The sequence below is a fragment of the Mesorhizobium sp. B2-7-1 genome (assembly GCF_006440735.1).
In the GTDB taxonomy this organism is placed as follows: Bacteria; Pseudomonadota; Alphaproteobacteria; order Rhizobiales; family Rhizobiaceae; genus Mesorhizobium.
On sequence record NZ_VFUA01000020.1, the window covers coordinates 1 to 25,961 of the forward strand.

Genomic DNA, 25,961 nt, shown 5'->3' on the forward strand with positions numbered 1-25,961 from the left:
CTACACGACGGAGTCTGCGCTTGGCCTGATCCCGCCGAATGCGGACTATATCGCGTCGGAAACCGCATACTACCTTGCCAACGTCACGAACGTGAAATCCATCGACGATCTGATGGCCAACAGCCGATTGTACAACTATGCGCTCTCGGCTTATGGGCTCGATCCGGCCACGGAAAGCAAGGATCTCATCCGCAGCGTCCTAGCCAGCGGCGTTCGCGATCCCGACAGCGTCGCCAACAAGCAGACCAACAAGGCCTATGCCGGGCTCGCCACCGCCTTCAACTTCGAGCAGTACGGCGAAAACGCGACCACGACCAATCCGGCGCAGCAGCCGACCGTCGACATGTACATGCGCCAGACGCTGGAGGAGGATGCCGGCAAGACCAATGAAGGCGTGCGGCTGGCACTTTATTTCCAGCGCAAGGCGCCAGACATCACCAGTTGGTACGACGTGCTGGCCGACACGGCGCTTGCCAGCGTGGTCCGCACCGCGCTCGGCCTGCCCGATTCCTTCGCCACCGCCGACATCGACAAGCAGGCGCAGCTTTTCGAGCAGAAGCTCGACATCACGGACTTCACCGATCCCGACAAGCTCGGCAAGTTCCTGACCCGCTTCACCAGCATGTACGAGATCAACCATCCCACCTCGACGGCCGTGACGTCGGTCAGCGTGCTCTTTGCGCAGCCGACAAGTGTCGGGATCTCCACCGATCTGATGATGGCCATGCAGCAGTTGAAGTTCTGAGAAGATCATGCAGGACAGTCTTTACGTCGCCCTTTCCTCCCAGATCGCCCTCGAGCGTCGTCTCGACACCATCGCCGACAACGTCGCCAACGCCTCGACCATCGGCTTTCGCGCCACCGGCGTGAAGTTCGAGGACGTGGTCTCGGGCACCGGGCCGAAATCGGTCTCCTTCGCCTCCTCCGGCAAGACTTATCTTTCCGGCGCGCATGGCGCGCTGACCGAAACCGGCAACCCGTTCGACTTCGCCGTGCAGGGCGACGCCTGGTTCGCCATCGAGACGCCGGCAGGCACGGTGATGACGCGTGACGGCCGCTTCTCCATGAACGAGAACGGCGAGCTGATGTCGATCGAAGGCTACCCGGTGCTGGACAGCGGCGGCGCTCCGATCCAGCTCGATCCGCGCAACGGCCCGCCCAAGGCAGGCGCCGACGGCTCGCTCAGGCAGAACGAGCAGCTGGTCGGCGCCATCGGCCTCTACAATTTCGACCCCGGCGAGAATTTCGTCCGCTATGGCAATTCGGGCATCGTTCCTGCGCGCACGCCCGAACCCGTCACCGATCGCTCGGACGTCGGCGTCGCTCAAGGATTTCTGGAAGAGTCGAACGTCAACCCGGTGCTGGAAATGACCCGGCTGATCCAGGTGCAGCGCGCTTTCGAGAACACCGCGGCGCTGATGCGGCAGACCGATTCCTCCACCGACGACGCGATCAAGACGCTCGGCTCGAAGTGACGGCATGACGACCGGCTCGTCCCTGTTGCGCGCTTCCGAAGGCCCGGCGGATACCGGGCATACGGACAGGCTGGCCGCGCTCGAACGCGTCTGGCGGCGGTTCGACGATCCGCAGGCGCTGCTTGCGCGCGGCGGCCGCGTCGCCGAGATATCGCCGACGCATTACAAGGTCCGCGGCCTGTCCGGGATTGCCCGGCTCGGCGACATCGTCGAGCAGCGCGGCAAGGCCGGCGCGCGGCGCGGCGAGATCGTCAAGATCGGCAGCGACGAGGTGGTGGTCGCGCCCCTCGAGCGCAGCGCCGATGCCGGCATCGGCGATGCCGTCTTTCGCCGCGGCCCGCTCGCGGTCACGCCGCATGTCTCCTGGCGAGGGCGCGCCATCGACGCCTTGACCCGCGTCATTGACGGCGGTCCGCCGCTGATCAGGCCGAATGCGGCCGATGCCGCGCATGGCGCGACGCCTGGCGCCCTGTCGCGACAGCGCGTCGGCACCGGCTTCCTCACCGGCGTCAGGGTGATCGACATCTTCACCCCGCTCTGCTTCGGCCAGCGGCTCGGCATCTTCGCCGGTTCCGGCGTCGGCAAGTCGACGCTGCTTGCCATGCTCGCCGGCGCCGACGCCTTCGATACGGTGGTCGTGGCGCTGATCGGCGAGCGCGGCCGCGAGGTGCGCGAATTCCTCGAGGATACGATCGGCGCCGAGAGCATGGCCAAGACCATCGCCGTCGTCGCCACCAGCGACGAAAGCGCCATGATGCGCCGACGCGCGCCCGACACCGCCATGTGCGTGGCCGAGCATTTCCGCGACCAGGGCCATCGCGTGCTCCTGGTGCTGGATTCCATCACCCGCTTCGCGCATGCGCTGCGCGAGGTCGCGACCGGAACCGGCGAGCCGCCGGTCGCGCGCGGCTATCCGGCCTCGGTCTTCACCGACCTGCCGAAGCTGCTCGAACGCGCCGGGCCTGGAGCTGAGGGCCCCGGAGTTAAAGGAAGGGGATCGATCACCGCCATTATTTCCGTGCTGGTCGACGGCGACGACCACAATGATCCGGTCGCCGATTCGGTGCGCGGCATCCTTGACGGCCACGTCGTGCTCGACCGCTCGCTCGCCGAGCAGGGCCGCTATCCGCCGGTCAATCCGCTGTCGTCGATCTCGCGCCTTGCCGACAAGGCCTGGAGCGCCGAGCAGCGCATGCTGGTGACAAGGCTGAAATCGATGATCGCGCGCTTCGAGGATACGCGCGACATTCGTCTGCTGGGCGCTTACCAGAGCGGCGCCGATGCCGAGCTCGACAACGCGGTGCGCCAGGTGCCGCTGATCTACGAGGCGCTCACGCAATCGCCGAGGGACCGCGCATCGGCCGATCCGTTCGCCGACCTCGCCCGCCATCTCAAGGGGAAGCTGAATGGCGATCAAGGAGACTGAGCTCCAATACACCGAGCGCATGCTGCGCGACATGCTTGCCGAGGCCGAGGCTGCGGAAAGGGCTGAGGCCGACGCGGCAAGAACTGCCAGGGACAAGACCGCGCGCGCCAAGGCTGACAAGGCGACGGCGCTTCTGACCAGGGCCGACAGGCCGCATGCGCCGCGGACATCCGCCACCGCTGCAGCCGGTGTGGCTGAGATCAGCCCCGATTCGTTGCTCGACGGTCTTTTTCCCCGCGCCGAATGGCCTGAGCCGTCGAAAGCCCAGTTCCCACGCCTCACCGACAGGAGCGCCGACCGCCGCAGCGATTTCGTCATCGCCGCGCTCGGCATCACGCTCGGCCTGATCTGCGCGTTGTTCCCCTGGTACATCTTCTTCAACCAGGAGCAGTTCGGCGTTCAAGCCATCAAGTTCGGCGGCAGCGGCAGCAACTCCGGACGCGATGGCGGCGGCATCGTGGCCGAACGCAGCGGACCGCTGACGGCCAAGGACGTTCCCAATGCCGATATCGACCTGTTTGCCACCGGAACGGTGCAGGACGATCCCGCGCCGCCGCCTGGCGACCAGCCCTTCCCCGCCGCCGCTTCGGAATTCAAGATGGTGCATGTCGCCAACGGCCGCGCCATGATCGAGGACGATACCGGTCTGTGGATCGTCCAGCGCGGCTCGGTGCTGCCCGATTCCAGCCGCGTCGCCTCGATCGAGCAGCGCGGCGGCAAGTGGGTGATCGTCACCAGCACCGACCAGGTGATCCAGCTCTCCAAGTAAGAATCCGGGCCTTACAGCTCGCCCCGCGCAAGGTCCGCGCAAGACTGGCCGCCTAGTCTTGTGCGTACTTGCCCGGGAGATTCCTATGGAACCGGTAAATCTTTTCGATCTCGCCACGCGGCAGTCGCAATGGCTGGCCGTGCGCCAGTCGGCGATTGCCTCCAACATCGCCAATGCCAACACGCCGGGCTACACGGCCAATGACGTCGAGCCGTTCGAAAAGGTGCTCGACCGCACCGCGGTGACGCTTGTCGCCACGCAGGCTGGCCACCTTGGCGCCGAAACGGCCCATGCCGGCTTCAACGTCAAGCCGGAAGACGCTGACGGCGCGATCATGCCGTCGAAGAACACCGTGGTCCTCGAACAGGAGCTGATGAAGGCCGGCGAGGTGCGCCGCTCCTTCGAGCTCAACACGGCGATCGTCAAGGCCTTCCATTCGATGATGACGATGGTGGTGAAGAGCTGACCATGGATGCGCTGACTGCAGCCCTCAAAGTCGCGGCCTCCGGCCTTGGCGCCCAGTCGGAACGCCTGCGCGTGGTCTCGGAAAACCTCGCCAACGCCCAGTCGACCGGCAACACGCCCGGCGCCGATCCCTATCGTCGCAAGACGATCACCTTCCAGTCCGAGGTCGACCGCGCAAGCGGCGGCTCGCTGGTGGAAGTCAGCGCGATCTCCCGCGATCCATCGGACTTCCCGATCGAATTCCAGCCCGGCAACGAAGCCGCCGACGACAAGGGGTACGTCAAGATGCCCAACGTCAACACGTTGGTCGAAATGGCCGACATGAGCGAGGCGAACCGCTCCTATGAAGCCAACCTGCAGGTGATCAAGCAGGCTCGCGATCTGATTTCCATGACCATCGACCTGATGAGGAACCAGTAATGATCGGCGGTATCGGGGCAATACAATTCAAGACGGCGGTAGACGGAGCGGAATCTGCGTCTCCAAACCTGCTGCCAGGCGGCGTCGGAACGCAGGCCAGCGAAAGCGTCGGCAGCACCTTCGCTGAAGTCCTCAGCCAGGCGGCGACGAAGACCGTCAACACGCTGCAGGGCGCCGAGCAGATGTCGATACAGGCGCTCAAGGGCGATGCCGACACGCGCCAGGTCGTCGACGCGGTGCTGAGCGCCCAACAGGCGCTGCAGACCACTATCGCCATCCGCGACAAGGTCGTCTCGGCCTATCTCGAAATCAGCCGCATGAGTATCTAGGACCGCGTCATGAAAGCCCTTGCCATCGCCGCTACCGGCATGAACGCCCAGCAGACCAATCTGGAAGTCATCGCCAACAACATCGCCAACATCAACACCACCGGCTACAAGCGCGCCCGGGCCGAGTTCTCCGACCTGCTCTACCAGGTCGACCGCACGCAGGGTGTGCCCAACCGTTCCAACACCTCGCTGGTGCCGGAAGGCGTCTCGATCGGCCTCGGCGTCAAGACGACGGCAGTGCGCAACGTCCACACGCAGGGCGAACTGGCCAGCACCGGCAACAGCTTCGACCTGGCTTTGACCGGCCGAGGTTGGTTCCAGATCCAGGGCGCCGACGGCGGCATGCTCTACTCGCGCGCTGGCGCCTTCAACACCAACGCCACCGGGCAATTGGTCACAGTCGACGGCGCCGAGGTCATTCCGGCCATCACCGTGCCGACCGACGCTGTCGAGGTGATCGTTAACAAGACCGGCCAGGTCTTCGCCCGCCTCGATGGCCAGACCGACCTGCAACTGCTCGGCCAGCTTCAGATCGTCAACTTCGCCAATGAGGCGGGGCTGGCGCCGCTCGGCGACAATCTGTTCCAGGAAACGGCCGCCTCTGGTCCTGCCAATGTCGGCGTTCCGGGGGATCCCGGCTTCGCCACCATCCAGCAGGGTTATCTCGAATCCTCCAACGTCGATCCGGTCAAGGAAATCACCGAGCTGATCTCCGCCCAGCGCGCCTACGAAATGAATTCCAAGGTCATCCAGGCCGCCGACGACATGGCCTCGGTGGTTTCGAAGAACATCAGGTAACGGATGATGGCCGGGCCGATCTCCTCCGCACTCCGCCGCGCCGCGCTGGCCATCGTCCTGGTGGCCACCGGCTTGCCGGCATTCGCGCAGGACACGACCGGCCAGTCGGCAAACCAGATCGCCGTCGGCGAGGCCGTCGGCGAGGCCGTGCTGATCCCCAACCGGGTCATCTATCCCGGCGAGACCATCGAGTTCGCCTCGCTCAAGCAGGTGACGCTGATCCCCGGCAAGCACAAGCCGGACGGCATGGTGACGCGCTCCGAGGAACTCCAGGGCAAGGTCGCCAAACGCACGCTTCTGCCCGGCCGCTACATCCCGGTCAGCGCCATCCGCGACGCCTGGCTGGTCGAGCAGGGCGCTTCCGTGCAGGTCTATTTCACCGCCGGCGCGCTCACCATTTCGGCGGCCGGCGTCACGCTGCAGCCAGGGGCCGCGGGCGACCAGATCAAGATCCGCAACACCGACAGCGGCAAGATCATCTCGGGCACGGTGATGGCCGACGGCACCATCAAGGTCGGCGCTTCGTGATGCGCGCCTTTGTCCTTCTGCTGAGCGCCGCCATCGGCCTTCAGCCGGCAATGGCGGATGGGCTGACGCCCAAGGCCAAGCGCGAGCTCGCGCAGAAGAACGGCGGCGTCTACGACGATCCGGAATATGATCCGGCGACCACCCAGCGCATGTTCCGGGTCTCGACCGGTCCAAGCACGCTGCCGCCCGGCCAGGTCGCCGCGCGCATCAAGGACATCGCCCAGTTGCAGAGCGCGCGCGACAACCAGCTCGTCGGCTACGGCCTGGTCATCGGCCTTGCCGGAACCGGCGACAGCCTGCGCAACTCGCCCTTCACCGAACAGTCGATCCGCGCCATGCTGGAAAACCTCGGCATCGCCACCGAAGGTGGCAGCGCGCGCGCCAAGAACGTCGCCGCCGTCATCGTCACCGCCAACATGCCGCCCTTCGTCCAGTCGGGCGCCCGCATCGACATCGACGTCTCCTCGATGGGCGACGCCACCTCGCTTGCCGGCGGCACTCTGGTGATGACGCCGCTGAAGGCGGCCGATGGCGAAATCTATGCCGTCGGTCAAGGCTCGGTGATCGTCGGCGGCTTCGTCGCACAGGGCCAGGCCGAGCAGTTGACCCAAGGCGTGCCGACCGCCGGCCGCGTGCCCAACGGCGCCATCGTCGAGCGCTCGGTGCCGGCCGAATTCGACGATCAAGGCGTATTGACGCTGCAATTGCGCAATCCCGATTTCTCCACCGCCATCCGCATCGCCGACGCCATCAACGACTATACCTCGCAGCGCTTCGGCATGCGCGTCGCCGCCGAGCGCGATGCCCGCACCGTGCAGATCAGGCGGCCGAAGAACGTCTCGGCCGCGCGTTTCTATGCCGAGATCGAGAACCTCGTCGTCGAGTCGGACGCTCCTGCCCGCGTCGTCATCGACGAGCGCACCGGCACCATCGTCATCGGCAACAATGTCAGGATCTCGCGCGTGGCCATCAGCCATGGCACGCTCACAGTGCGCATCACCGAGGCACCGCGAGTCGTGCAGCCGGAACCGTTCTCCAAGGGCGAGACCGCGGTCGAACCGTCCACCGCCATCGACGCGACCCGGCCCAACGCCCGCGTCGCCGTGCTCGACGGCCCCGATCTCGAAACGCTTGTCTCCGGCCTCAATCGCCTCGGCGTGAAGCCCGACGGCATCATCGCCATCTTGCAAGGCATCAAATCGGCCGGCGCCTTGCAGGCCGACCTGGTTCTCCAATAGGCACGCCGATGATCGCGCTTTTCTCCCCGAAGACACGCCGCCCTCTCACAGTGATCGCCGCCGCGGCAGCCGCCGCGCTGCTTGGCGGCGCTTCCGTCGGCGCGGAGGAAATTCGCCAGGTCCTGCCCGGCGGACAGGCGCCGGCCCAGCCGGCCGAACTCACGCGCGAGAAGGAGCCGGCGCAGCCGGCCGCGCTCGCGGCCGGGAAAGCGCCTGACGAAAGCGAAGTCCAGCGTTTCTGCTCCAACATCGCGGACGCAGCGCGCGACCGCCGCTACGCTCTTCAGGCCGAGGAATTGAAGCAACTGCAGGCCGGTATCGACGAGCGCGTGAAAGCGCTGGAGGCGAAGCGGGCCGAATACGAGGAATGGCTGAAGCGCCGCGAAGTGTTCCTGGCGCGCGCCGAGGACGGTGTCGTCAAGATCTATGCAGGCATGAAGCCCGATGCCGCCGCCGAACGTCTGGCGATGGTCAATGCCGAACTCGCGGCCGCCATCCTGATGAAGCTCGATTCGCGCAAGGCCGGCGTCATCCTGAACGAAATGGACCAGAAGGCGGCGGCGACGCTCACCGGCATCATGGCCAGCGCGGCGCGAAGGGTTGATCCGTCATGAAGTTGAAATTCTCTGTTCTCGTCGCGGTTGCGGCGCTGTCCGGCTGCGGCACCAATTTCAAGGAGATCGGCCGGGAGCCCGCGCTGTCGCCGGTCGGTTCCGGCATCGGTGAAGGCGGTTCCGGACCCTATAGCTATCCCGAGCCGCCTGCCTCGCGGCCGAAGAAATTCTCGCTGTGGGACGACCGCCAGAGCCGGCTCTTTACCGATCCGCGCGCGCTGCGCGCCGGCGATATCCTGACCGTCAACATCAAGCTCAACGACAGGGCCAATTTCAAGAACCAGAACGACCGCAGCCGCACCGCCGCGCGCAAGCTCGGCTACGACATCAATCTCGGCTGGGAGAAGGCGAGCACCAGCGGCAAGGGCGATGCCGGCTTGAGCTCCAGCACCGAAACCAACGCCGATGGCGAAATCAAACGCTCGGAAGACCTCGCCCTCAACGTCGCCGCCGTCGTCACCGAGGTGCTGCCCAACGGCAATCTGATGATCAGGGGCTCGCAGGAGGTCCGCGTCAACTACGAGCTTCGGGTGCTGACCATTGCCGGCATGGTTCGTCCGTCCGACATCGGCGCGGAGAACACCATACCCTATGAGCGCATCGCCGAGGCGCGCATTTCCTATGGCGGCCGCGGCCGTGTGAGCGAGGTCCAGCAGCCGGCCTATGGCCAGCAGGTCCTCGACCAGGTTCTTCCCTTCTAGGACTGGGAGCGGCTGCCGTGGCGAATGTCGAACAGGTCCAGCCCAAGAAGGGACCTTCCCTGGTGATCCAGCTCGCCATGCTGCTGGCGATGACGGGCGCGGCTATCGGCATGGGCTGGTTTTCCGGCGGCTATCTCAAGCAAGGCGAAACGCCGAAGCCGGTGCCCGCGGCGCCGGAAAACGCCGGCACAGCGGAAAAACCCGCCGAAGGCGGCAAGGCGGCAGCCGGGCCGACGCTGGTTCAGCTGGCGCCGATCACCACCAATCTCGCCTCGCCCTCGGACGTCTGGATCCGGCTGGAGGCGTCGCTGCTCTATGACGCCCCGCAGCCGGCGGAAATGACCGAGCAGGTCCACCAGGATCTGCTCGCCTTCGTGCGCACGCTCAAGCTGCACCAGATCGAAGGCGCCAGCGGCTACCAGCATCTCAAGGCCGATCTCGAAGAGCGCGCGGCGCTGCGCAGCGGCGGCCACGCCAAACAGGTTCTCGTCAGGACGATGCTGCTCGAATGAGAAAGTTCCTCATAGCCACGGCGCTCATCGTCGTCACCACTTCCGTCGCCGCGGCCCAGCAGCTCGATCTTGGCGGCATCGGCAAGGCCGACGGCACGACGGTCGGCTATCTGATCCAGATGTTCGGCCTGCTTACAGTGCTTTCGGTCGCGCCGGGCCTTTTGATCATGGTGACGAGCTTCACTCGCTTCGTCATCGCCTTCTCGATCCTGCGTGCCGGCATCGGCCTGCAATCGACACCGGCCAACCTGATCCTGATCTCGCTGTCGCTGTTCATGACCTTCTATGTCATGGCGCCGACCTTCGACCAGGCCTGGAACACCGGCGTGAAGCCGCTGATGGACAACCAGATTACCCAGGGCGAGGCGTTCGAGAAAATCTCCGGCCCGTTCCGCGACTTCATGCTGCACAATGTGCGCGACAAGGATTTCGACCTCTTCGCCGACCTCGCCCGCGAACGCGGCCAGACCGTCTCGCGCGAGACCGTCGACCTGCGCATCCTGGTGCCGGCCTTCATGATCTCCGAGATCCGGCGCGGCTTCGAGATCGGCTTCCTCATCGTCCTGCCCTTCCTGGTCATCGACCTCATCGTCGCCACCGTCACCATGGCCATGGGCATGATGATGCTGCCGCCGACGGTGGTGTCGCTGCCGTTCAAGATCCTGTTCTTCGTGCTGATCGACGGCTGGAACCTTTTGGTCGGCAGCCTGGTGCGGTCCTTCACCTGACGACGCCGGGGCGAGTGCTGGAAACGCACTCCCGTTCCATTCGAATTTTACGCAATATATTTTCGATTAACCGTCCGATTTAGGTCTTTGGTAGGGACTTCCCGCCATAGTCGCTCGCAGATGGCGGGTGACCCAGCTGAGCGGTCATTGGCATGATGCCGCACCGTCATACCGGACATGCCGGTATGTAAAAAAAATCCGTGTAAAAATAGGGTACGAGTACCATGGCCAGTATCATGACCAACGCCTCGGCGTTGACCGCTCTGCAGAGCTTGAACGCCACCCAGAAGAACCTCGACACCACCCAGGCCCGCATCTCGACGGGTTATCGCGTTTCCCAGGCTTCGGACAACGCCGCTTACTGGTCGATCGCCACCACGATGCGCTCCGACAACCAGGCTATGTCCACCGTTTCGGACGCTCTCGGCCTCGGCGCCTCGAAGGTCGACACCGCCTACACCGGCATGGACAGCGCGATCACGACCATCAACCAGATCCAGCAGAAGCTGACCGCTTCCTACGGCCAGACCGATGCTTCGAAGGAAAAGACCCAGGTCGAAATCGCCGCTCTTCAGAAGCAGTTGAAGGCCTACGCCGACGGCGCCACCTTCTCCGGCACTAACATGCTCTCGGTCAACAGCGGCACCACCGCCACGACCGCAGCCGACGTCAAGATCGTTTCGGCCTTCAACCGCAGCGCCACCGGCGCGGTTTCGATCTCGACGATCGACGTCAACGTCGAAAGCATCAAGCTCTACGAAGCCGGCACGGCCACGGGCGTGTCGAAGGGCATCCTCGACGCCGACCGCCTCGGCACCGACGGCAGCGTCGCGGCGGCCGCCTCGAACCCGACCCTGGGTAACGCTGCGGCGGCCACCGACACCTATTCGGTCGCCAGCCTGAAGATCTTCTCTGGCACCACCGCCGCCAGCGACACTCAGATCCAGGCGATGATGAACGTCGTCGATGCCGCGCTCAAGTCCATGACGAACGCCGCGACCAAGCTCGGCGCCGCCAAGAGCTCGATCGACCTGCAGAAGACCTTCACCTCGAGCCTGATGGACTCCATCGATCGCGGCGTCGGCCAGCTCGTCGATGCCGACATGAACAAGGAATCGACCCGCCTCCAGGCGCTGCAGGTTCAGCAGCAGCTCGGCGTCCAGGCGCTGTCGATCGCCAACGGCTCGTCGCAGTCGATCCTGTCGCTCTTCCGCGGCTGATCGCTCTAAAAACAGCTACATCAGACAATCGGGCCGCGCCAAAAGCGCGGCCCGATTTGCGTTGAACAGTTCCCTCTTTCACGCAAGCGGGGACGGCCCATCTCTTTGCTTTGAAGCGGACTCCACATCGAAAATCGTTTTCAAACTTTTCTTGGAATTGCTCTTGCTCAAGGCTCGCGCAACCCTCGTTCCTTAACCTCTCGAAAGCCTACTTTTAACAGGCCATTAACCATATCGAGCTAGGTATGGTTAACCAATGACTTAGGTTGTCGAATCGGCCCGACCGGCACGATCGCAACCGATGGGCAGGCCGATCCTGGCCTGTGTGGCATGCCGGCTTTGAGAAGGAGCGAGTTTCTTGGCGAGCATCATGACGAACGCTGCGGCGTTGACTGCACTTCAAAGCCTCAACGCCACCAACAAATCGCTCGAACAGACGCAGGCCCGGATCTCGACCGGCTACCGGGTCTCCGAGGCCGCCGACAACGCAGCATACTGGTCGATCGCCACCACCATGCGCTCCGACAATTCGGCCCTGTCGACGGTGCAGGACGCGCTCGGCCTTGGCGCCTCGAAGGTCGACACTGCCTACACCGGCATAAACAATGTGCTGACCACCGTCGGCCAGCTCAAGACCAAGCTGCTTTCGATGGTTGGCCAGACGGATGCCAGCAAGGCGAAAACGCAGACGGAAATCACCACGCTGCAGGCGCAGATGAAGTCCTTCGCCGATGCCGCCACCTTCTCCGGCTCGAATTTTCTTTCGGTGATCTCCAAGCAGGTCACCAATCCCAATGACGGCGTCCAGCCCGACGCCAAGATCGTCGCCTCGTTCAACCGCTCTTCCTCAGGTGCCATCTCGCTCGGAACGATCGACGTCGATGTCGAAAGCACCAAGCTGTTCGATTCCGGCCTCTCCACCGCCGTCAAGAACCAGGGCATCCTCGATCGGAAGACTTCGATCTATTCCACCGCCGCCGACCAGTCGGCATATGATGCCGCCTACGCCGCCTCGATCGCCATCGGCAAAACCGACATCGCCGCCAACGCCGATGGCCAGGCCGCTGTGACGGGCACGCCCGTCAAGATCGACAACGTCTCCGCCTTCAACCTCGATATCACGGCGCCGGGCGTGACCGACGACATCATCACGCAGATGGTCACCAAGATCGACAACGTCATGAGCCAGCTGACGGACTCCGCCACCGTGCTTGGCGCTGCCAAGAGCTCGATCGACCTGCAGAAGACCTTCACGCAGAGCCTGATGGACTCCATTGACCGCGGCGTCGGCCAGCTCGTCGATGCCGACATGAACAAGGAATCGACCCGCTTGCAGGCGCTCCAGGTCCAGCAGCAGCTCGGCATCCAGTCCCTGTCGATCGCCAACAGCTCCTCGCAGTCGATCCTGCAGCTGTTCAAGAACGGCTAAGCCGCCCGGTCGCCTCGACCAACGAAAAGGGCCGCGCTTGAAGCGCGGCCTTTTTCGTTCTCGGATGGCGGCCGCCTGTCCGGCGCTTTGCTGGACCTTCGGCGGCACGCCCTATCATCCTCGCACAAGCTTCGCAGTCTAGTCTTCCGGCGGACAGTCATGCTGGGAGCGGTTGAATCGTGCCTGAACAGATCCAGAGCATCATCGCGAATTTGAAGAGCTTCGGCGTGCGACGTCTGGCGCTGATGGGCGGTATCGCGGCCCTGGTCATGGCCGTCATCGGCATCGCTTCCGTCTATCTCAACCGTCCGGCTTACGAGACGCTCTATGTCGGCCTCGAGCGTTCCGACGTCAACCAGATCGGCCTGGTGCTGGCCGATGCCGGCATCGGCTTCGATGTCGGCTCCGACGGAACCTCCGTGCTAGTGCCGGCCGGCACCACCGCGCAGGCGCGCATGCTGCTTGCCGAGAAAGGCCTGCCGACCAGCGCCAATGCCGGCTACGAGCTGTTCGACAATGTCGGCTCGCTCGGCCTCACCTCCTTCATGCAGCAGATCACCCGCGTACGCGCGCTGGAAGGCGAGATCGCGCGCACCATCCAGTCGATTTCCGGCGTCAAGGCGGCGCGCGTCCACATCGTCATGTCCGAGCGCGCCAATTTCCGCCGCGACGAGCAGCAGCCTTCCGCATCGGTGGTCATCCGCTATGCCGGCAACGATGCGGAGAAGAGCGCCATGTCGATCCGCCACCTCGTCGCCGCGGCCGTTCCAGGCCTCTCGGCGGACAAGGTCACCGTGCTCGATTCGAACGGCAACCTTTTGGCTGCCGGCGACGACCCGTCCAACACGAGTGCGGCTCGCACGCTCGGCGTCGAGCAGACGGTCGAGGCGCAGATCGGCGACAACATCCGCCGCGCCCTCACGCCCTATCTTGGCCCCGACAATTTCCGCGCCAGCGTCAAGGCCGACGTCAACACCGACACCCGCCAGACCGAGGAGACGATCTTCGATCCGAACTCGCGCGTCGAGCGTTCGGTGCAGTCGGTGAAGACCAACGAGGCCAGCAACCAGAAGCAGGCCTCGACCCCGACAAGCGTCGAGCAGAACCTGCCCGAGACGCAGACCACCAGCACCGAGGGGCCGCAATCCACCTCGCAGAACGACCGCAAGGAAGAGATCACCAACTACGAGATCAACTCCAAGAAGATCGCCACCGTCTCCAACGGCTACACGGTCAACAAGATGTCGATCGCGGTCGTCGTCAACCAGGATCGGCTGAAGACCATCCTCGGCAAGGACGCCACGCCCGACCAGATCGCCAAGCGCGTCGCCGATATCCAGAAGATGGTGGCCTCGGCGACCGGCTTCGACGACAAGCGCGGCGATATCATCGACGTGTCGGCCGTCGAGTTCATCAACGGCCTCGACGGCGAGCCGATCGACCAGCCTGGCATCCTCGCATCGATCGGCACCTATACCGGCACGCTGATCAATGCCGGCGCCTTCATCGTCGTCGTCTTCCTGGTTGCCTTCTTCGGCTTGAAGCCGATGGCCGCCGCGCTGACGGCGTCGGCGAAGCCCGCGGCCATTGCCGGCCCGAGCTTCGACGACGTGCAGCGCTCCTTGCCGACGCCCGATGCGCCCGTCGCCGCGATCACCGCCGACACCCTGCCCGGCGCGCGCGCCGGCGCAACCCCGCTCGATGACCTGCGCCAGAAAATCCGGCCGGCGCCGCAGGAGCGGCTGGCCCGCATGGTCGACCTCAACGAGGAGCGCACCGCGCAGATCCTGCGCAAATGGGCGGCCGCCCCGGAAGCCGTGGGTTAGGCCATGGCCTCGGCGCTCTTCGATCTCCTGCCCGATTTCGGTTCGCGAACCTCGCGTGCCAGCCAGCCGCCGTCCGCACGCGCCGCCGAGCATATACCTGTGGCGCCAGCGCCGCAGGCCGATATCGGCGCGCTGATCGCCGAGGCGGTGGCCGACGCGGAAGCCGCGCTCGAGGCGCGCCTTGCGCTCGCGCATCAGGCGGCGCTTGATGCCGAGCGCCAGGCCAGCGACGATGCGGCGAAAGCTTTCCTTGAAAGCTTCGGCGGCGATCTCGGCGCTGCTGTCGCCACGCGGATCGAGGCCATGGAGCAGCGCGTTGCCGCGCTTGCCGGCGCGACCGTCGCCCGCATCGTCGGCGGCCTTCTCAGCGACGACCTGCAGCAACGTTCGCTGCAGGCCCTTTCGCGCGCCATCGGCGCCGCGGTCGCCGACAGCGAGGCCGTGCGTATCGGTGTCCGGGGGCCGCTCTCGCTGTTCGAGCCGCTGAAGGCGGCGCTCGGATCCCGCGCCGCCAATCTCGACTTCACCGAGGCGCCGGGCTTCGACCTGACCGTCACCATTGACGAAACGGTGTTCGAGACGCGTATCGCCGAGTGGTCGGCGTCCTTGTCGGAGGTCCTGTCATGAGCGCCGTCGACCATGCCGACCCCCGGCACGAGATCATCATCGTCAAGCGCAATCACGACGGTCACGACGACGGTCACCATGGTGGTGTGTGGAAGATCGCCTTCGCCGACTTCATGACGGCGATGATGTGCTTCTTCCTCGTCATGTGGCTGATCAACGCCGCCAACGAGCAGACCAAGGCAGCCGTCGCCAGCTATTTCAATCCGGTCGAGCTGATCGACCGCAACTCCAGCCGCAAGGGTCTGGAAGACCTTGGTGACGGCCCGAGCAAGGTCGGGCTGACCGCGGACAACCCGCAGCAGGGCGCGACCAAGGCCGGCGATAACGGCAAGGGCGGCGCCGGTTCCTCCGAACGCCAGCAGACCAAGGATGGGGCGCAGGATGCCCAGCTCTCCGACGAAAAGCTGTTTGCCGATCCTTATGCCGTGCTGGCGGAGATCGCCGCCGATACGGGAGTGATGCAGAACGTCAGCGCCAAGGGCGAAGGTGGCGCCCAGACGTCCGGTCCTGCGACAGGCGCCTCCGGCGGCGAATCCTACCGCGATCCGTTCGCGCCGGATTTCTGGTCGCAGCAGGTGGCGGCGCCCGATGCCGAGGCAACCGCCGAGCGCGCCAAAATCGACGGCGATCCGGTCAAGCCCGGCGACAAGGTCGCCACGGTGGCCGTGCCGAAGGTGAAGGCCGTTCCGGCTGCACCTCCGCTCACGGCCGCGCCGCTCGAGCCGCTGGCAACTCAGGAAAAGACCGACGCCAAGAACGGCCAAAAAGCCGCGCAGGGCGAGTCCGAGAAGCCATCGAGTGAAGCCAGCAAGACCGAGAAGGCACAGGGCGGGAAAGCCGAAACCGACAAGCGCGAGGCCGCAGCCGGCGACGCTAAAGCTGAGGCGGCGAAGGCGGAAAAGACCGAACAAGAGCAAGCCGCAGACAAGGCTGACAAGGCGCCGAGCAAAGCCGCTCTTCAGGAAGCGGCGGACATCAAGAAGGAACTCGCCAAGGCATTCCTTCCGGGCGAGAAGCTCGCCGACGGCGTCTCGGTCGAGGCCACAGACAAGGGTGTCGTGATTTCGATCACCGACCAGCTCGATTTCGGCATGTTCGAGATCGGTTCGGCCATGCCGCGCCGCGAGCTTGTGCTGGCGATGGAAAAGATCGGCCACATCATCAACGAGAAGAAGGGCACCATCACCATCAGCGGCCACACCGATGCGCGGCCGTTCCGCAGCGACACATACGACAATTGGCGGCTGTCCACCGCACGCGCCCATTCGGCCTACTACATGTTGGTGCGCGGCGGCGTCGACGAAAGCCGCATCACCGAGGTCGCGGGCTTCGCCGACCGGCAGCCCAAGATCGCCGCCGATCCGATGGCTGCCGCGAACCGGCGCATCGAAATCTTGATGGCTGCTGGCGGATGAAGGGCAGAACCGTCATCGGCGGCGCGATAGCGCTGCTATTGCTTGCCGCGGCGCCGACATCGTCGGCCTTCGCACAAGACGCCCTGCAGCCCTATCAGCTGGTGCGTTCGCTGCAGCTGATCCAGGATCGCATTGCCGGCGGCGATCATGCCGCGCTGCCGATGCAGGCAAAGCTGCTCGAAATGATCGACGCCCGGATGCGCGACGCGAATGCCGAGGATTTCAAGGAACCGAAGAACTTCCGCGCTCTGCTCGTCTATGGCATGAGCGGCGGCAATCCGGTGACGGTCGCGGCGGCGGCCTCGCGCGCGATAACCGACCCGCAAAGCCTGGCCATCGCCAAAGGCGTCGTCGCCTATCTGAGCGGGCGGCCGGCCGAGGCGATCGACATGCTGAAGCCGATCGATCCGATGAGCGTGCCCGCCGACCTCGGCGCCTTCCTGGCGTTGGTCAAGGGCTCGCTGCTCGCGACCGATGACCCGGCGGCAGCGCTCACGCTGCTCGACGAGGCGCGCCTGCTCAGCCCCGGCACGCTGGTCGAGGAGGCTGCGCTTCGCCGCTCCGTGGGCATCGCGGCCGCGCAGGGCGACGCCGCCCGTTTCGCGCTGGCTTCGACCCAATATGTCGCGTCCTACCTCTATTCGCCCTACGCGAGCCAGTTCGCCGATGCCTTCGTTTCCGGCGTCATCACGCTGCACATGGCGATCAGCCAGGACAAGATCGCCGACATCACCTCGATAATGGATCCCGAGCGCGAGAAAGTGATCTACCTGCGCATCGCGCGCCATGCCGCGATCGACGGCATGACCGAGCTCTCGGCTTTCGCCTCGGCCAAGGCGGAGCTCGGCCGCAACGGCAACGGCAACCAGGACGACCCGCGCACCCAGCTGTATTCGAGCCTTTCCACCATGACATCGGCCAGTGTCGACGAGGTGCGCGCCAAGCTCGGCAAGATTGATCGCGGCAAGCTTTCGCAAAGCGACCGTGAACTGCTTGACGCTGCGCGGGCTGTCGCCGGCGAGGTGGTGGCGCCGGTGAAAGCGGCCGCCAAAGCCGACGCAGCACCGACAACCGTCGCAAAAGATGACGAGGCGAAATCCGTGGCCGAGGCCTCGGCCGATCCGGCCAATGCGGACCTGCCTCCGGTGGAAGGAGCAATGCCCGACCAGCCAACGGTTGCGGCACGCGATCCAGCGGTCGCGACAAGCGATCCGGCGGTCGCCTCGAGCGATCCGGCGAAGGACGCGCCGACCGCGGTTTCGCCGCCCCCTGCTCCACAGCCGGCGCAGACATCGGCTGAAACGCCGGCGGCCGCTCCGGCGCCGACTGACGCCGCGCCGGTGGTGCAGGCATCCGCGCCGGCGGCCTCGAATACGCAAGACCCGATCGACGCGGCGGTGACCAGCACGCGGCGTCAGCTCGACCAGATCGACCAACTCCTCGGAGCAGCCCCGAAATGACCAGCGTCAGCCAGACCCTGCCGGGCTTAGCTTCGTCCCAATCCCAGCCCCGGCAACATGCCGCCGGCAGCAAGGATGGAGATCAGAATTTCGGCGAAATGGTGCATGGGTCCGAGAAGCCCGAACGGCCGCAGGACAAGCACGCGACCGGACCGGTAGTGCCGAACGCGCATTCTGCAAGGCGCTCGCCGGTCAACAACGGCAACCGGGAGCCGGACCAGGATTCGCAGGGGAAAACCGGCACGCAGAAAGCAGCGACGGGAAAGTCCGCCAAGACCAGCGCCCAGACCGATCAGGCGAAGCCGAAGGCGGACAAGGATTCCACGGCGCAAGCCGACGATTCCGCACCGCTGCAGGATCGCCTGCCGTTGCTGATGGCGCTGAGCGACATGAAGCATTTCGCGCAGTCGTCGGGCGCGAGCGGCACAGGTTCCGCCGAAGGCGAAGATGGCGCCGGCGAACACGGATCGCTGGAATTGCCGCTGCGCGCGGGCAAGCGCACGGCGGTCGACAGTTCCGTCGAGCCGCGATCGCGATCCGCCCGTTCGACGGCGGCTGAAGATCACGGGCCAGACTTCGGGCAGAAGCCGGTAAAGGCGGACGCAGCTCTCGACATGCCGGGCCGCAGCGATATCAAGATCTTGCCGACGCAAGGGAATGAGCCGCAGGCCGACAGCCCGGCGCCGCCGCAAGGCTGGCGGCCGGCTTCCGCCTCCAAGACCTCCCAACAATCGCAGTCGACCACGCAGCAGACACCGGCCAAGCAGTCTTCTTCAGCCGCACGGATGGACGTCGTCAGCCAGCAGAGCTTCCCGGCGCCGGCACAAAACCCGATCGGCCAGACCGCGTCGGCACTGGTTGAAGCGCTTGCCTCCGACAAGGGCGTCCAGCAGGCCTTCGCAAGCGCCTCGCCGGGCTCGCAGACGACCAATTCTGTTGCCGTTCCGACACATGTGCTGAAGATCGAGCTCCACCCTTCGGAGCTCGGATCGGTTACCGCCAGCCTACGGCTCTCGGGGGAGCAACTTTCGATTGAGATGAAGCCCGCGACACACGAGGCATACCGCCGTCTCACTGCCGACAGCGACGCCATCGTCAAGTCCATGCGCAGTCTCGGCTTCGACGTCGACAAGGTTACGATCCTGCAACCTTCGATAGCAGTGCATGCGGCCAGCCGCAGCGACGCAACCAGCGCCATGCCGATGTCGACAGGCCGCGACCAGCCTTCGTTCCAGCCCGGGAACTCGGGCGGCAACGGCTCGGGCGGCGACCGGCAACCGGGAAGGAACGATGGCAATGGCGCACAGGAATTCGGTCGTGCCGCTCCGCCTCATCGCGAGGGTGCTGGCGACGATATGTATATCTAGTTTCGCCGCCGGCACAGCCAGCGCCGCCGCCAATCCCTGCGAGCCGGAGATCCTGCGCGCCGCCGATCGCTACGGCGTGCCGGCCGGCATCCTCTACGCCGTCGGCCTGACCGAGACCGGAAAGAAAGGCAGCCTTCAGCCTAATGCCTTGAATATAGAGGGAAAAGCTGTCTTTCCGCGCAGCCGCGGCGAAGCGCTCGCGACATTCGAGAATGCCCGCCGCGAGGGCAAGACATTGATCGATCTCGGCTGCATGCAGATCAACCAACACTATCACGGCGATCACTTCCGCAGCGTCGACGACATGCTCGATCCGCATCAGAATGTCGACTACGCGGCGCGCTTCCTGGCGAGCCTGCATGCCAGGCACATGACCTGGTCGATGGCCGTCGCCCGCTATCATGCCGGCCCCGACAACGATCCCGCGCAGAAGGTCTATGTCTGCCGCGTCATCGCCAACATGGTCGCCACCGGCTTCGGCAAATGGACGCCGAATGCCAGCGCTTTCTGCAACCAATAGTTGCTTGTTCTTTAACCCCGATCGGCCTTCGCCAGCCTATCGGCCGGCGCCAATATTCATCGGCCAAAAGTGGGGGCAAATACACCTGCGCGACCGCTTTTATTACGGCTCTCAAAAAAACTCCCAAGAAAATAGTTACAAGAAATGATGGTTTTTCAGGATTCACCGCGCCGGCTACCCCTTTCCGCACGGGGCAGATGAACTGATTCGGGGGCGGGTCGATGATCGTGATCGTTGATGAGCGAGAGCTCGTAACAGCGGGCTACTCTTCACTTTTCGATCGCGAGGGCGTGGCCACGGCCGGCTTCGCGCCGGGCGAATTCGGCGAGTGGGTGAGTTCCGCCGCCGACACCGATCTCAGATGCGTCCGGGCATTTCTCATCGGCGACTGCCGCGATGGCGCGATATCGCCGCGCCAGATCCGCGACCGCACCGGCGCACCGGTGATCGCGCTCAGCGAACACCACTCGCTCGAACATACGTTGCGACTGTTCGAAAGCGGCGTCGACGACGTCGTCCGCAAGCCTGTCCATATCCGCGAGATCCTCGCTCGTATCACCGCCATCCGCCGTCGCGGTTCCGAAGAAGCCGCCTATACCGAAGTCGGGTCGATGCGCATCTTCATGGATGGCCGCGACCCGGAGATCGACGGCGAGCCGCTGCCGCTGCCGCGGCGCGAGCGGCGCATCCTGGAATACCTGGCCAGCAACCGCGGCCGGCGCGTGACCAAGACGCAGGTCTTCAACGCCATCTACGGCATCTTCGACGAGGAGGTCGAGGAGAACGTGGTGGAGAGCCACATCTCGAAGCTGCGCAAGAAGCTGCGCGAGAAGCTCGGCCGCGACCCGATCGATTCCAAGAGGTTTCTCGGCTACCGGCTGATATTTTGATGGCCGCCCAAGGCACATCCCGCGCCAGCCTCGCGCAAGACACGAGGCATAGTTTCATGGCCTCCTACCCAGGCACTGCGGAGATCCATCGATGAGCCTCTACGGAATGATGCGGACCGGCGTTTCCGGTATGAACGCGCAGGCCAACCGCCTCTCCGCGGTGGCCGACAACATCGCCAACTCGGACACCACCGGCTACAAGCGCTCTTCGGCCGAGTTCTCGACACTGATCATGCCCGGCACCGGGGGCGCCTATAATTCGGGCGGAGTGACCACCACGATCCGCTCGGCCGTCAGCACGCAAGGCGTCATGACCTACACCACCTCGGTGTCCGACCTTGCCGTCAACGGCGATGGCTTCTTCGTCGTCCAGGATGCCAGCGGCACACCCTATATGACTCGCGCCGGTTCCTTCGTTCCGGATGCGCAAGGCCGCTTGGTCAATGCCGCGGGTTACCAGCTCATGGCCTACAGCTACGCCAATGGCGAACCGGCCGCGACGGCCAACGGCTTCGAAGGCCTCGTGCCGGTGCAGATCTCCGACCAGGAGATGACGGCGACGCCGAGCACCGAGGGCCTCTTCTCCGGCAACCTGCCGGCGGGCGCGACACCGCCCTCCGGCCCGCTGCCGTCCACCAACGGCGCGACCGCCGAATACACATCGAAGACCTCGCTGGTTGCCTATGATAATCTCGGCAACAGGAAGCTGCTCGACGTCTATTTCACCAACACCGCCGCCGGCACCTGGCAGGTCTCGGTCTTCGATCAGTCGAAGGCGACGCCCGGCACCTCCTTCCCCTACACCGGCGGCGCATTGGCATCGCAGAACCTTACCTTCGACACCACCACGGGCAAGATCACCGGCACCGACAATATATCCTTCACTGTGCCGGGCGGCTCGACGCTGAACCTCGATCTCTCCAAGGTCACCCAGCTCGGCACCGGCTTCACCGTCGCCGACGCCAAGGTCAACGGCAACGCGCCGAGCTCCATCCAGAAGGTGCAGATCGGCCAGGACGGCGTCATCTACGCGCAGTTCGAGGACGGCTCGACCAAGGCGCTGTACAAGATCCCGCTGGCCGATGTTCAGAGCCCCGACAACCTCACCGCCATGCCCGGCAACGTCTATGTGCAGAGCACCGACTCCGGCGCCGTCCACATCGGCTTTGCCAATGAGGGCAAGCTCGGCTCCATCGTCTCCGGGGCGCTTGAAAACTCCAACGTCGATATCGCCGAGGAGCTGACCAACATGATCGCGGCGCAGCGCAGCTACACCGCCAATTCCAAGGTCTTCCAGACCGGTTCGGACCTGATGGACGTCCTCGTCAACCTGAAGAGATAAACGACGGGCGCCGCCCGTGAAAGATCAGCATGTCGCTTTCCTCCGCACTAAGCATTGCCCAGTCGGCGCTTCTGGCCACGTCCAAGCAGACCAGCGTCGTATCGCGCAATGTGGCCGATGCGTCGAACCCGGACTACACCCGCCGCATCGCCGTGGTAACCAGCACGGCACCCGGCGCCCGGGCGGTGGAAATCCAGCGCACCGCCAATGACCTCCTGTTCCGGCAGAACCTCTCTGCGCTGTCGGCGTGGAGCGGCCAGAACGCGCTTTACAACGGCATGGATCAGCTCGACCTATCGGTCAACGGGGTCGACAATGCGTCGTCCCCCTCCACCGCGATCGCCGACCTGCAGAAAGCCCTGCAGCTCTATGCCACCACGCCGTCGAACCAGAACCTCGGCACCAGCGTCGTCGACGCCGCGAAGCAGGTGGTGAATTCGCTGAACAGCGGCACCAAGGCGATCCAGGACTTCCGCACCCAGGCGGACAGTCAGATCTCCACCGCCGTCAACGATCTCAACTCGCTGCTCAGCCAGTTCCAGGACGCCAACAAGGCGGTCATCTCGGGCACGCGGTCCGGCACCGATGTCTCCGACGCGCTCGACCAGCGCGACGCCCTCCTGAAGAAGATATCGGAATATGTCCCGGTCTCGACCTTCACGCGCGGCGACAACGACATGGTCATCACCACCAAGGACGGCACGACGCTGTTCGAGACCGTGCCGCGTTCGGTGACCTTCACGCCGTCTGCCGGTTATTCGGCCGGCACATCCGGCAACACGATCTACATCGACAATGTGCCGGTCTCGGCCGGCACTGCCGACAACGCCACCGCCGACGGCAAGCTTGCGGGCCTTCTGAAGCTGCGCGACGGCGTCGCCTCGACCATGCAGAGCCAGCTCGACGAAATCGCGCGTGGCCTCGTCACGGCATTTGCCGAAACCTCGTCGTCGCAGCCCAATGCGACCGGCCTGTTCACATGGTCCGGCGCGCCTGCAATTCCGACCGCCGGCACCCTGGTCGACAGCCTCGCCGGCACGATCAGCGTCAACGCCGCCTTCGATCCGAGCGCCGGCGGCAATCCCGCGCTGCTGCGCGACGGCGGCGCCAACGGCGCGGCCTATGTCGCCAACACCAGCGGCGGCGCATCCTATGCGGACCTGCTGATCGGCTACTCCAGCAAGCTCGATCAGCCGATGGCCTTCGACAGCTCGGCCGGCATCACCGTCAGCTCCGGCGTCTCCGACTATGCGGCCAACGCCATCGGCTGGTTCGAGGGCGTGCGCCAGCAGGCCTCGACCAATGCCGACAGCAAGCAGGCGCTGGCGGTGCGCACGGCCGAGGCGCTCTCCAACGACACCGGGGTCAATGTCGACCAGGAAATGTCCCTGCTGCTTGACCTCGAGCACACCTATCAGGCCTCGGCGCATATGATGAAGACGGTAAGCGACATGCTGGACGCCTTGATGAGCGCGGTAGGATAATTCATGAAAGCGACAGGCGTTTCCTCAGCGGCCATTTCCAACGCGCTGCGTTACCAGCAGGCAAAGATGCAGGCCGACCTCATCAAGGCGACGAAGGAATCGCAGACCGGCACGGTCGCCGATGTCGGCCTGGCGCTTGGCAGCCGCACGACCCAGGCCGTCACCTTCCAGCGCGATCTCGACCGGCTGAACGGCATTGTCGATTCCAACGCGCTCGTCTCCGCGCGCCTGACATCGACCCAGGATTCGCTCGGCCAGATCGCCGGTGCCGCGCAGAGCTTCCTGTCGGCGTTGACCAGCGGCGTGTCGGGCGACTCCTCGACCAGCATCCTGCAGACCGCCGGCTCCTCGGCGCTGCAGCAGATGACGGGCATCCTCAACACCAGCGTCAACGGCGAATATCTGTTTGCCGGCACCAACACCGACGTCAAGCCGGTCGACGATTTCAACGCCGCCGGCTCGCCGGCCAAGGCTGCGTTCGATGCCGCCTTTTCGAGCTATTTCGGCTTTACCCAGACAGATCCGGGGGCGGCGAACATCACCGCCGCGCAGATGGACGACTTCATCACCACCAAGGTCGAGCCGCAATTCCTGGGCGCCGCCTGGCAGGCCAACTGGTCGAGCGCTACCGACGACCAGATCACCAGCCGCATTTCGCTCAACGAGACCACCCAGACCTCGGTCAGCGCCAACGACCAAGGCATCCGCAAGCTTGCCATGGCGTCCGCCATGGTCAGCAGCCTGCTTACCGGCAGCATCAGCGAGGCTGCCCAGAACGCCGTCGTCGACCGCGCGCAGGCGCTGGTCGGCGAAGCCATCGGCGGCATCACCCAGGTGCGGGCAGAGACGGGCCTTGCCCAGCAGCGCGTGTCCGACGCCAGCGACCGCATGAAGACCCAGGTCGATCTCTTCGAGAAGCATATCGTCGATCTCGAAGGCGTCGATCCGGCGGAAGCCGCCACCCGCGTCGCCGACCTGACGCAGCATATCGAGACGTCCTTCGCCTTGACCGCGCGTCTGCAGCAGCTCAGCCTGCTCAACTACCTGACTTGAACACATAAACCGGAACGCCAGAGCGCCGACGATGTATCAATTCTCCTACGCCGACATCCAGACCGACTCCGTCGCCGACGCCAAGGACCGGGAACGGCAGTTGCTCACCCGCTCGATCGACATGCTGGCCGCGGCGGCAGCCGTCGGCACCGATTCGATGGAAGCGGTCGAGGCGCTGCACTTCACCAATCGCGTCTGGACCACCTTCGTCGAGGATCTCGGCTCCAGCGACAACGCCCTGCCTAAGGAGCTGCGCGCCAACCTGATCTCCATCGGCCTGTGGCTGCTGCGCGAGACGGAAGACATCCGCCAGGGCCGCACCAACAATTTCGAAGGACTGATCGAGGTCTCCCAGATCATCCGAGACGGCATCCAATGACCAACACGCTGAAGATCTCGCTGAAGCCCAACGAGAAGATCTATATCAACGGCGCGGTCATCCGCGTCGACCGCAAGGTCACCATCGAGCTGATGAACGACGTGCAATTCCTGCTCGAAAGCCATGTCATCCAGGCCGACCAGGCCTCGACGCCGCTCAGGCAGCTTTATTTCATCGTGCAGATCATGCTGATCAACCCGGCGGGCGTCGCCGAGGCGCGCGACATGTTCCGTCGTTCGCTGCCGATGCTGATCGCAAGCTTCGACAACTTGGACATCTGCACGGGCCTGAAGCAGATCGACCGCATGGTCGGCGAGGACGATATCTATGAGGCGCTGAAGGCGATCCGCGCGCTCTACCCGCTCGAGCGCAGGGCGCTCGACGACAATGACGACATTCCCGAAACGCCCCGCGCATTGGCTGTAGGAGCATAAGATGGCCGTCGACATGACGACAACGATTCCGGTTGGCGCCAACCAGGCCAGCCAGCAGACCTCGAAGACGGCGGTGGACTACCAGTCGTTCCTGAAGCTGCTCATCGCCGAGATGAAGAACCAGGATCCGACCAAGCCGATGGATTCGACGCAGTATGTCGCGCAGCTCGCCACCTTCTCCCAGGTCGAGCAGTCGGTGCAGACCAACACTAAGCTCGACCAGATCATGCAGTCCTCGGCCCTGTCGCAGGCCGACGCTCTGATCGGCCGCTCGATCACCTCGGCCGACGGCAAGACCACCGGCACGGTGGCTTCGGTGACGCTCTCGAGCAGCGGCCTGATCGCCGTGCTGCAGGACGGCACCCAGGTTCCGGTCGGCGCGGGTGTGTCGATCAAGCCGGCCGCCTAAGCAGGTCTCCCGAAAGTGGGTCCGGTTTCGGGACAAAGACATGCTTGAAATCAAAAAAGCTAACGCAGGTCGCGTGAAACCTTTTTCACGCGACCTGCGTTAG

General features: G+C 64.7%; 29 protein-coding genes. All 29 read left to right on the forward strand.

The window, feature by feature from the left end; genetic code table 11:
- The coding region (locus FJ471_RS10635) for a DUF1217 domain-containing protein (RefSeq protein WP_246684684.1) at positions 1-745 on the forward strand (745 nt) is incomplete at its 5' end.
- A gap of 7 nt (positions 746-752) precedes the next feature.
- Positions 753-1,475, forward strand: a complete 723-nt coding sequence (gene flgF, locus FJ471_RS10640) for a flagellar basal-body rod protein FlgF (RefSeq protein ID WP_140803112.1) — start codon at positions 753-755, stop codon at positions 1,473-1,475.
- Positions 1,476-1,479: 4 nt separating this feature from the next.
- On the forward strand, positions 1,480-2,901 hold the full coding sequence (gene fliI, locus FJ471_RS10645; RefSeq protein ID WP_140803113.1) for a flagellar protein export ATPase FliI: 1,422 nt from the start codon (positions 1,480-1,482) through the stop codon (positions 2,899-2,901).
- Complete coding sequence (locus FJ471_RS10650; RefSeq protein WP_140803114.1) at positions 2,882-3,670, forward strand: hypothetical protein; 789 nt, start codon at positions 2,882-2,884, stop codon at positions 3,668-3,670. Before fliI ends, FJ471_RS10650 begins: the two co-directional genes overlap by 20 nt.
- A gap of 85 nt (positions 3,671-3,755) precedes the next feature.
- Positions 3,756-4,136 carry a flagellar basal body rod protein FlgB gene (gene flgB / locus FJ471_RS10655; protein WP_140803115.1) on the forward strand — a complete coding sequence of 127 codons (381 nt, stop codon included), beginning with the start codon at positions 3,756-3,758 and terminating at the stop codon, positions 4,134-4,136.
- Between the two features lie 2 nt (positions 4,137-4,138).
- On the forward strand, positions 4,139-4,555 hold the full coding sequence (gene flgC / locus FJ471_RS10660) for a flagellar basal body rod protein FlgC (RefSeq protein ID WP_140803116.1): 417 nt from the start codon (positions 4,139-4,141) through the stop codon (positions 4,553-4,555).
- Positions 4,555-4,884, forward strand: a complete 330-nt coding sequence (locus tag FJ471_RS10665) for a flagellar hook-basal body complex protein FliE (RefSeq protein ID WP_140803117.1) — start codon at positions 4,555-4,557, stop codon at positions 4,882-4,884. The genes flgC and FJ471_RS10665 overlap by 1 nt, the downstream gene beginning before the upstream one ends.
- Before the next feature lie 9 nt (positions 4,885-4,893).
- Complete coding sequence (gene flgG, locus FJ471_RS10670; protein ID WP_140803118.1) at positions 4,894-5,682, forward strand: flagellar basal-body rod protein FlgG; 789 nt, start codon at positions 4,894-4,896, stop codon at positions 5,680-5,682.
- Positions 5,683-5,688: 6 nt separating this feature from the next.
- Complete coding sequence (gene flgA / locus FJ471_RS10675; RefSeq protein ID WP_181179319.1) at positions 5,689-6,210, forward strand: flagellar basal body P-ring formation chaperone FlgA; 522 nt, start codon at positions 5,689-5,691, stop codon at positions 6,208-6,210.
- A gap of 149 nt (positions 6,211-6,359) precedes the next feature.
- On the forward strand, positions 6,360-7,448 hold the full coding sequence (locus FJ471_RS10680) for a flagellar basal body P-ring protein FlgI (RefSeq protein ID WP_224668075.1): 1,089 nt from the start codon (positions 6,360-6,362) through the stop codon (positions 7,446-7,448).
- Positions 7,449-7,456: 8 nt separating this feature from the next.
- Positions 7,457-8,062 carry a MotE family protein gene (locus FJ471_RS10685; protein ID WP_140803121.1) on the forward strand — a complete coding sequence of 202 codons (606 nt, stop codon included), beginning with the start codon at positions 7,457-7,459 and terminating at the stop codon, positions 8,060-8,062.
- Positions 8,059-8,763: a flagellar basal body L-ring protein FlgH gene (gene flgH / locus FJ471_RS10690; RefSeq protein WP_140803122.1), complete on the forward strand. Its 705-nt coding sequence runs from the start codon at positions 8,059-8,061 to the stop codon at positions 8,761-8,763. The genes FJ471_RS10685 and flgH overlap by 4 nt, the downstream gene beginning before the upstream one ends.
- A gap of 17 nt (positions 8,764-8,780) precedes the next feature.
- Complete coding sequence (locus tag FJ471_RS10695; protein WP_140803123.1) at positions 8,781-9,275, forward strand: flagellar basal body-associated FliL family protein; 495 nt, start codon at positions 8,781-8,783, stop codon at positions 9,273-9,275.
- The gene (gene fliP / locus FJ471_RS10700; protein WP_095766375.1) at positions 9,272-10,003 is read left to right on the forward strand and encodes a flagellar type III secretion system pore protein FliP; all 732 of its coding nucleotides are present in this window, start codon (positions 9,272-9,274) and stop codon (positions 10,001-10,003) included. The genes FJ471_RS10695 and fliP overlap by 4 nt, the downstream gene beginning before the upstream one ends.
- Positions 10,004-10,227: 224 nt before the next feature.
- Positions 10,228-11,223, forward strand: a complete 996-nt coding sequence (locus FJ471_RS10705; RefSeq protein ID WP_140803124.1) for a flagellin — start codon at positions 10,228-10,230, stop codon at positions 11,221-11,223.
- A 358-nt stretch (positions 11,224-11,581) separates the two neighbouring features.
- Positions 11,582-12,652, forward strand: a complete 1,071-nt coding sequence (locus tag FJ471_RS10710) for a flagellin (RefSeq protein ID WP_140803125.1) — start codon at positions 11,582-11,584, stop codon at positions 12,650-12,652.
- Positions 12,653-12,831: 179 nt separating this feature from the next.
- Positions 12,832-14,478: a flagellar basal-body MS-ring/collar protein FliF gene (gene fliF, locus FJ471_RS10715; RefSeq protein ID WP_140803126.1), complete on the forward strand. Its 1,647-nt coding sequence runs from the start codon at positions 12,832-12,834 to the stop codon at positions 14,476-14,478.
- A gap of 3 nt (positions 14,479-14,481) precedes the next feature.
- Positions 14,482-15,105 (forward strand): hypothetical protein, encoded by a 624-nt coding sequence (locus FJ471_RS10720; RefSeq protein ID WP_140803127.1) that lies wholly within the window; start codon positions 14,482-14,484, stop codon positions 15,103-15,105.
- On the forward strand, positions 15,102-16,520 hold the full coding sequence (locus FJ471_RS10725; RefSeq protein ID WP_140803128.1) for a MotB family protein: 1,419 nt from the start codon (positions 15,102-15,104) through the stop codon (positions 16,518-16,520). Before FJ471_RS10720 ends, FJ471_RS10725 begins: the two co-directional genes overlap by 4 nt.
- A complete protein-coding gene (locus tag FJ471_RS10730) occupies positions 16,517-17,980 on the forward strand; it encodes a chemotaxis protein MotC (RefSeq protein ID WP_140803129.1) in 1,464 nt (487 codons plus the stop codon). Before FJ471_RS10725 ends, FJ471_RS10730 begins: the two co-directional genes overlap by 4 nt.
- The gene (locus tag FJ471_RS10735; RefSeq protein ID WP_140803130.1) at positions 17,977-19,347 is read left to right on the forward strand and encodes a flagellar hook-length control protein FliK; all 1,371 of its coding nucleotides are present in this window, start codon (positions 17,977-17,979) and stop codon (positions 19,345-19,347) included. Before FJ471_RS10730 ends, FJ471_RS10735 begins: the two co-directional genes overlap by 4 nt.
- The gene (locus FJ471_RS10740) at positions 19,277-19,867 is read left to right on the forward strand and encodes a transglycosylase SLT domain-containing protein (RefSeq protein WP_224668015.1); all 591 of its coding nucleotides are present in this window, start codon (positions 19,277-19,279) and stop codon (positions 19,865-19,867) included. Before FJ471_RS10735 ends, FJ471_RS10740 begins: the two co-directional genes overlap by 71 nt.
- 221 nt (positions 19,868-20,088) lie before the next feature.
- Positions 20,089-20,757: a response regulator transcription factor gene (locus tag FJ471_RS10745; RefSeq protein WP_140803131.1), complete on the forward strand. Its 669-nt coding sequence runs from the start codon at positions 20,089-20,091 to the stop codon at positions 20,755-20,757.
- A 91-nt stretch (positions 20,758-20,848) separates the two neighbouring features.
- On the forward strand, positions 20,849-22,099 hold the full coding sequence (locus FJ471_RS10750; protein WP_140803132.1) for a flagellar hook protein FlgE: 1,251 nt from the start codon (positions 20,849-20,851) through the stop codon (positions 22,097-22,099).
- Between the two features lie 29 nt (positions 22,100-22,128).
- Positions 22,129-23,583 carry a flagellar hook-associated protein FlgK gene (gene flgK / locus FJ471_RS10755; RefSeq protein WP_140803133.1) on the forward strand — a complete coding sequence of 485 codons (1,455 nt, stop codon included), beginning with the start codon at positions 22,129-22,131 and terminating at the stop codon, positions 23,581-23,583.
- Positions 23,584-23,586: 3 nt separating this feature from the next.
- Entirely contained in the window at positions 23,587-24,636 is a 1,050-nt protein-coding gene (locus FJ471_RS10760) for a flagellar hook-associated family protein (protein ID WP_140803134.1), read from the forward strand.
- 31 nt (positions 24,637-24,667) lie between these two features.
- Positions 24,668-25,015: a flagellar biosynthesis regulator FlaF gene (gene flaF / locus FJ471_RS10765; RefSeq protein WP_027165130.1), complete on the forward strand. Its 348-nt coding sequence runs from the start codon at positions 24,668-24,670 to the stop codon at positions 25,013-25,015.
- On the forward strand, positions 25,012-25,449 hold the full coding sequence (gene flbT / locus FJ471_RS10770) for a flagellar biosynthesis repressor FlbT (RefSeq protein ID WP_140803135.1): 438 nt from the start codon (positions 25,012-25,014) through the stop codon (positions 25,447-25,449). The genes flaF and flbT overlap by 4 nt, the downstream gene beginning before the upstream one ends.
- Position 25,450: 1 nt before the next feature.
- On the forward strand, positions 25,451-25,858 hold the full coding sequence (flgD, locus tag FJ471_RS10775) for a flagellar hook assembly protein FlgD (protein ID WP_027165132.1): 408 nt from the start codon (positions 25,451-25,453) through the stop codon (positions 25,856-25,858).
- Positions 25,859-25,961 lie beyond the last annotated feature (103 nt).

What these genes read in the sequence shown, in the direction of transcription:
- flgB (WP_140803115.1), top strand. Translation starts at nt 3,756, where the DNA reads ATGGAACCGGTAAATCTTTTCGATCTCGCCACGCGGCAGTCGCAATGG.
- FJ471_RS10685 (WP_140803121.1), top strand. Translation starts at nt 7,457, where the DNA reads ATGATCGCGCTTTTCTCCCCGAAGACACGCCGCCCTCTCACAGTGATC.
- FJ471_RS10750 (WP_140803132.1), top strand. Translation starts at nt 20,849, where the DNA reads ATGAGCCTCTACGGAATGATGCGGACCGGCGTTTCCGGTATGAACGCG.
- flbT (WP_140803135.1), top strand. Translation starts at nt 25,012, where the DNA reads ATGACCAACACGCTGAAGATCTCGCTGAAGCCCAACGAGAAGATCTAT.
- FJ471_RS10740 (WP_224668015.1), top strand. Translation starts at nt 19,277, where the DNA reads ATGGCGCACAGGAATTCGGTCGTGCCGCTCCGCCTCATCGCGAGGGTG.
- flgH (WP_140803122.1), top strand. Translation starts at nt 8,059, where the DNA reads ATGAAGTTGAAATTCTCTGTTCTCGTCGCGGTTGCGGCGCTGTCCGGC.
- FJ471_RS10680 (WP_224668075.1), top strand. Translation starts at nt 6,360, where the DNA reads ATGTTCCGGGTCTCGACCGGTCCAAGCACGCTGCCGCCCGGCCAGGTC.
- FJ471_RS10665 (WP_140803117.1), top strand. Translation starts at nt 4,555, where the DNA reads ATGATCGGCGGTATCGGGGCAATACAATTCAAGACGGCGGTAGACGGA.
- FJ471_RS10705 (WP_140803124.1), top strand. Translation starts at nt 10,228, where the DNA reads ATGGCCAGTATCATGACCAACGCCTCGGCGTTGACCGCTCTGCAGAGC.
- fliP (WP_095766375.1), top strand. Translation starts at nt 9,272, where the DNA reads ATGAGAAAGTTCCTCATAGCCACGGCGCTCATCGTCGTCACCACTTCC.
- FJ471_RS10650 (WP_140803114.1), top strand. Translation starts at nt 2,882, where the DNA reads ATGGCGATCAAGGAGACTGAGCTCCAATACACCGAGCGCATGCTGCGC.
- flgF (WP_140803112.1), top strand. Translation starts at nt 753, where the DNA reads ATGCAGGACAGTCTTTACGTCGCCCTTTCCTCCCAGATCGCCCTCGAG.
- FJ471_RS10760 (WP_140803134.1), top strand. Translation starts at nt 23,587, where the DNA reads ATGAAAGCGACAGGCGTTTCCTCAGCGGCCATTTCCAACGCGCTGCGT.
- flgK (WP_140803133.1), top strand. Translation starts at nt 22,129, where the DNA reads ATGTCGCTTTCCTCCGCACTAAGCATTGCCCAGTCGGCGCTTCTGGCC.
- flgG (WP_140803118.1), top strand. Translation starts at nt 4,894, where the DNA reads ATGAAAGCCCTTGCCATCGCCGCTACCGGCATGAACGCCCAGCAGACC.
- flgA (WP_181179319.1), top strand. Translation starts at nt 5,689, where the DNA reads ATGGCCGGGCCGATCTCCTCCGCACTCCGCCGCGCCGCGCTGGCCATC.
- flgD (WP_027165132.1), top strand. Translation starts at nt 25,451, where the DNA reads ATGGCCGTCGACATGACGACAACGATTCCGGTTGGCGCCAACCAGGCC.
- flgC (WP_140803116.1), top strand. Translation starts at nt 4,139, where the DNA reads ATGGATGCGCTGACTGCAGCCCTCAAAGTCGCGGCCTCCGGCCTTGGC.
- fliI (WP_140803113.1), top strand. Translation starts at nt 1,480, where the DNA reads ATGACGACCGGCTCGTCCCTGTTGCGCGCTTCCGAAGGCCCGGCGGAT.
- FJ471_RS10735 (WP_140803130.1), top strand. Translation starts at nt 17,977, where the DNA reads ATGACCAGCGTCAGCCAGACCCTGCCGGGCTTAGCTTCGTCCCAATCC.
- FJ471_RS10745 (WP_140803131.1), top strand. Translation starts at nt 20,089, where the DNA reads ATGATCGTGATCGTTGATGAGCGAGAGCTCGTAACAGCGGGCTACTCT.
- FJ471_RS10730 (WP_140803129.1), top strand. Translation starts at nt 16,517, where the DNA reads ATGAAGGGCAGAACCGTCATCGGCGGCGCGATAGCGCTGCTATTGCTT.
- FJ471_RS10720 (WP_140803127.1), top strand. Translation starts at nt 14,482, where the DNA reads ATGGCCTCGGCGCTCTTCGATCTCCTGCCCGATTTCGGTTCGCGAACC.
- FJ471_RS10725 (WP_140803128.1), top strand. Translation starts at nt 15,102, where the DNA reads ATGAGCGCCGTCGACCATGCCGACCCCCGGCACGAGATCATCATCGTC.
- flaF (WP_027165130.1), top strand. Translation starts at nt 24,668, where the DNA reads ATGTATCAATTCTCCTACGCCGACATCCAGACCGACTCCGTCGCCGAC.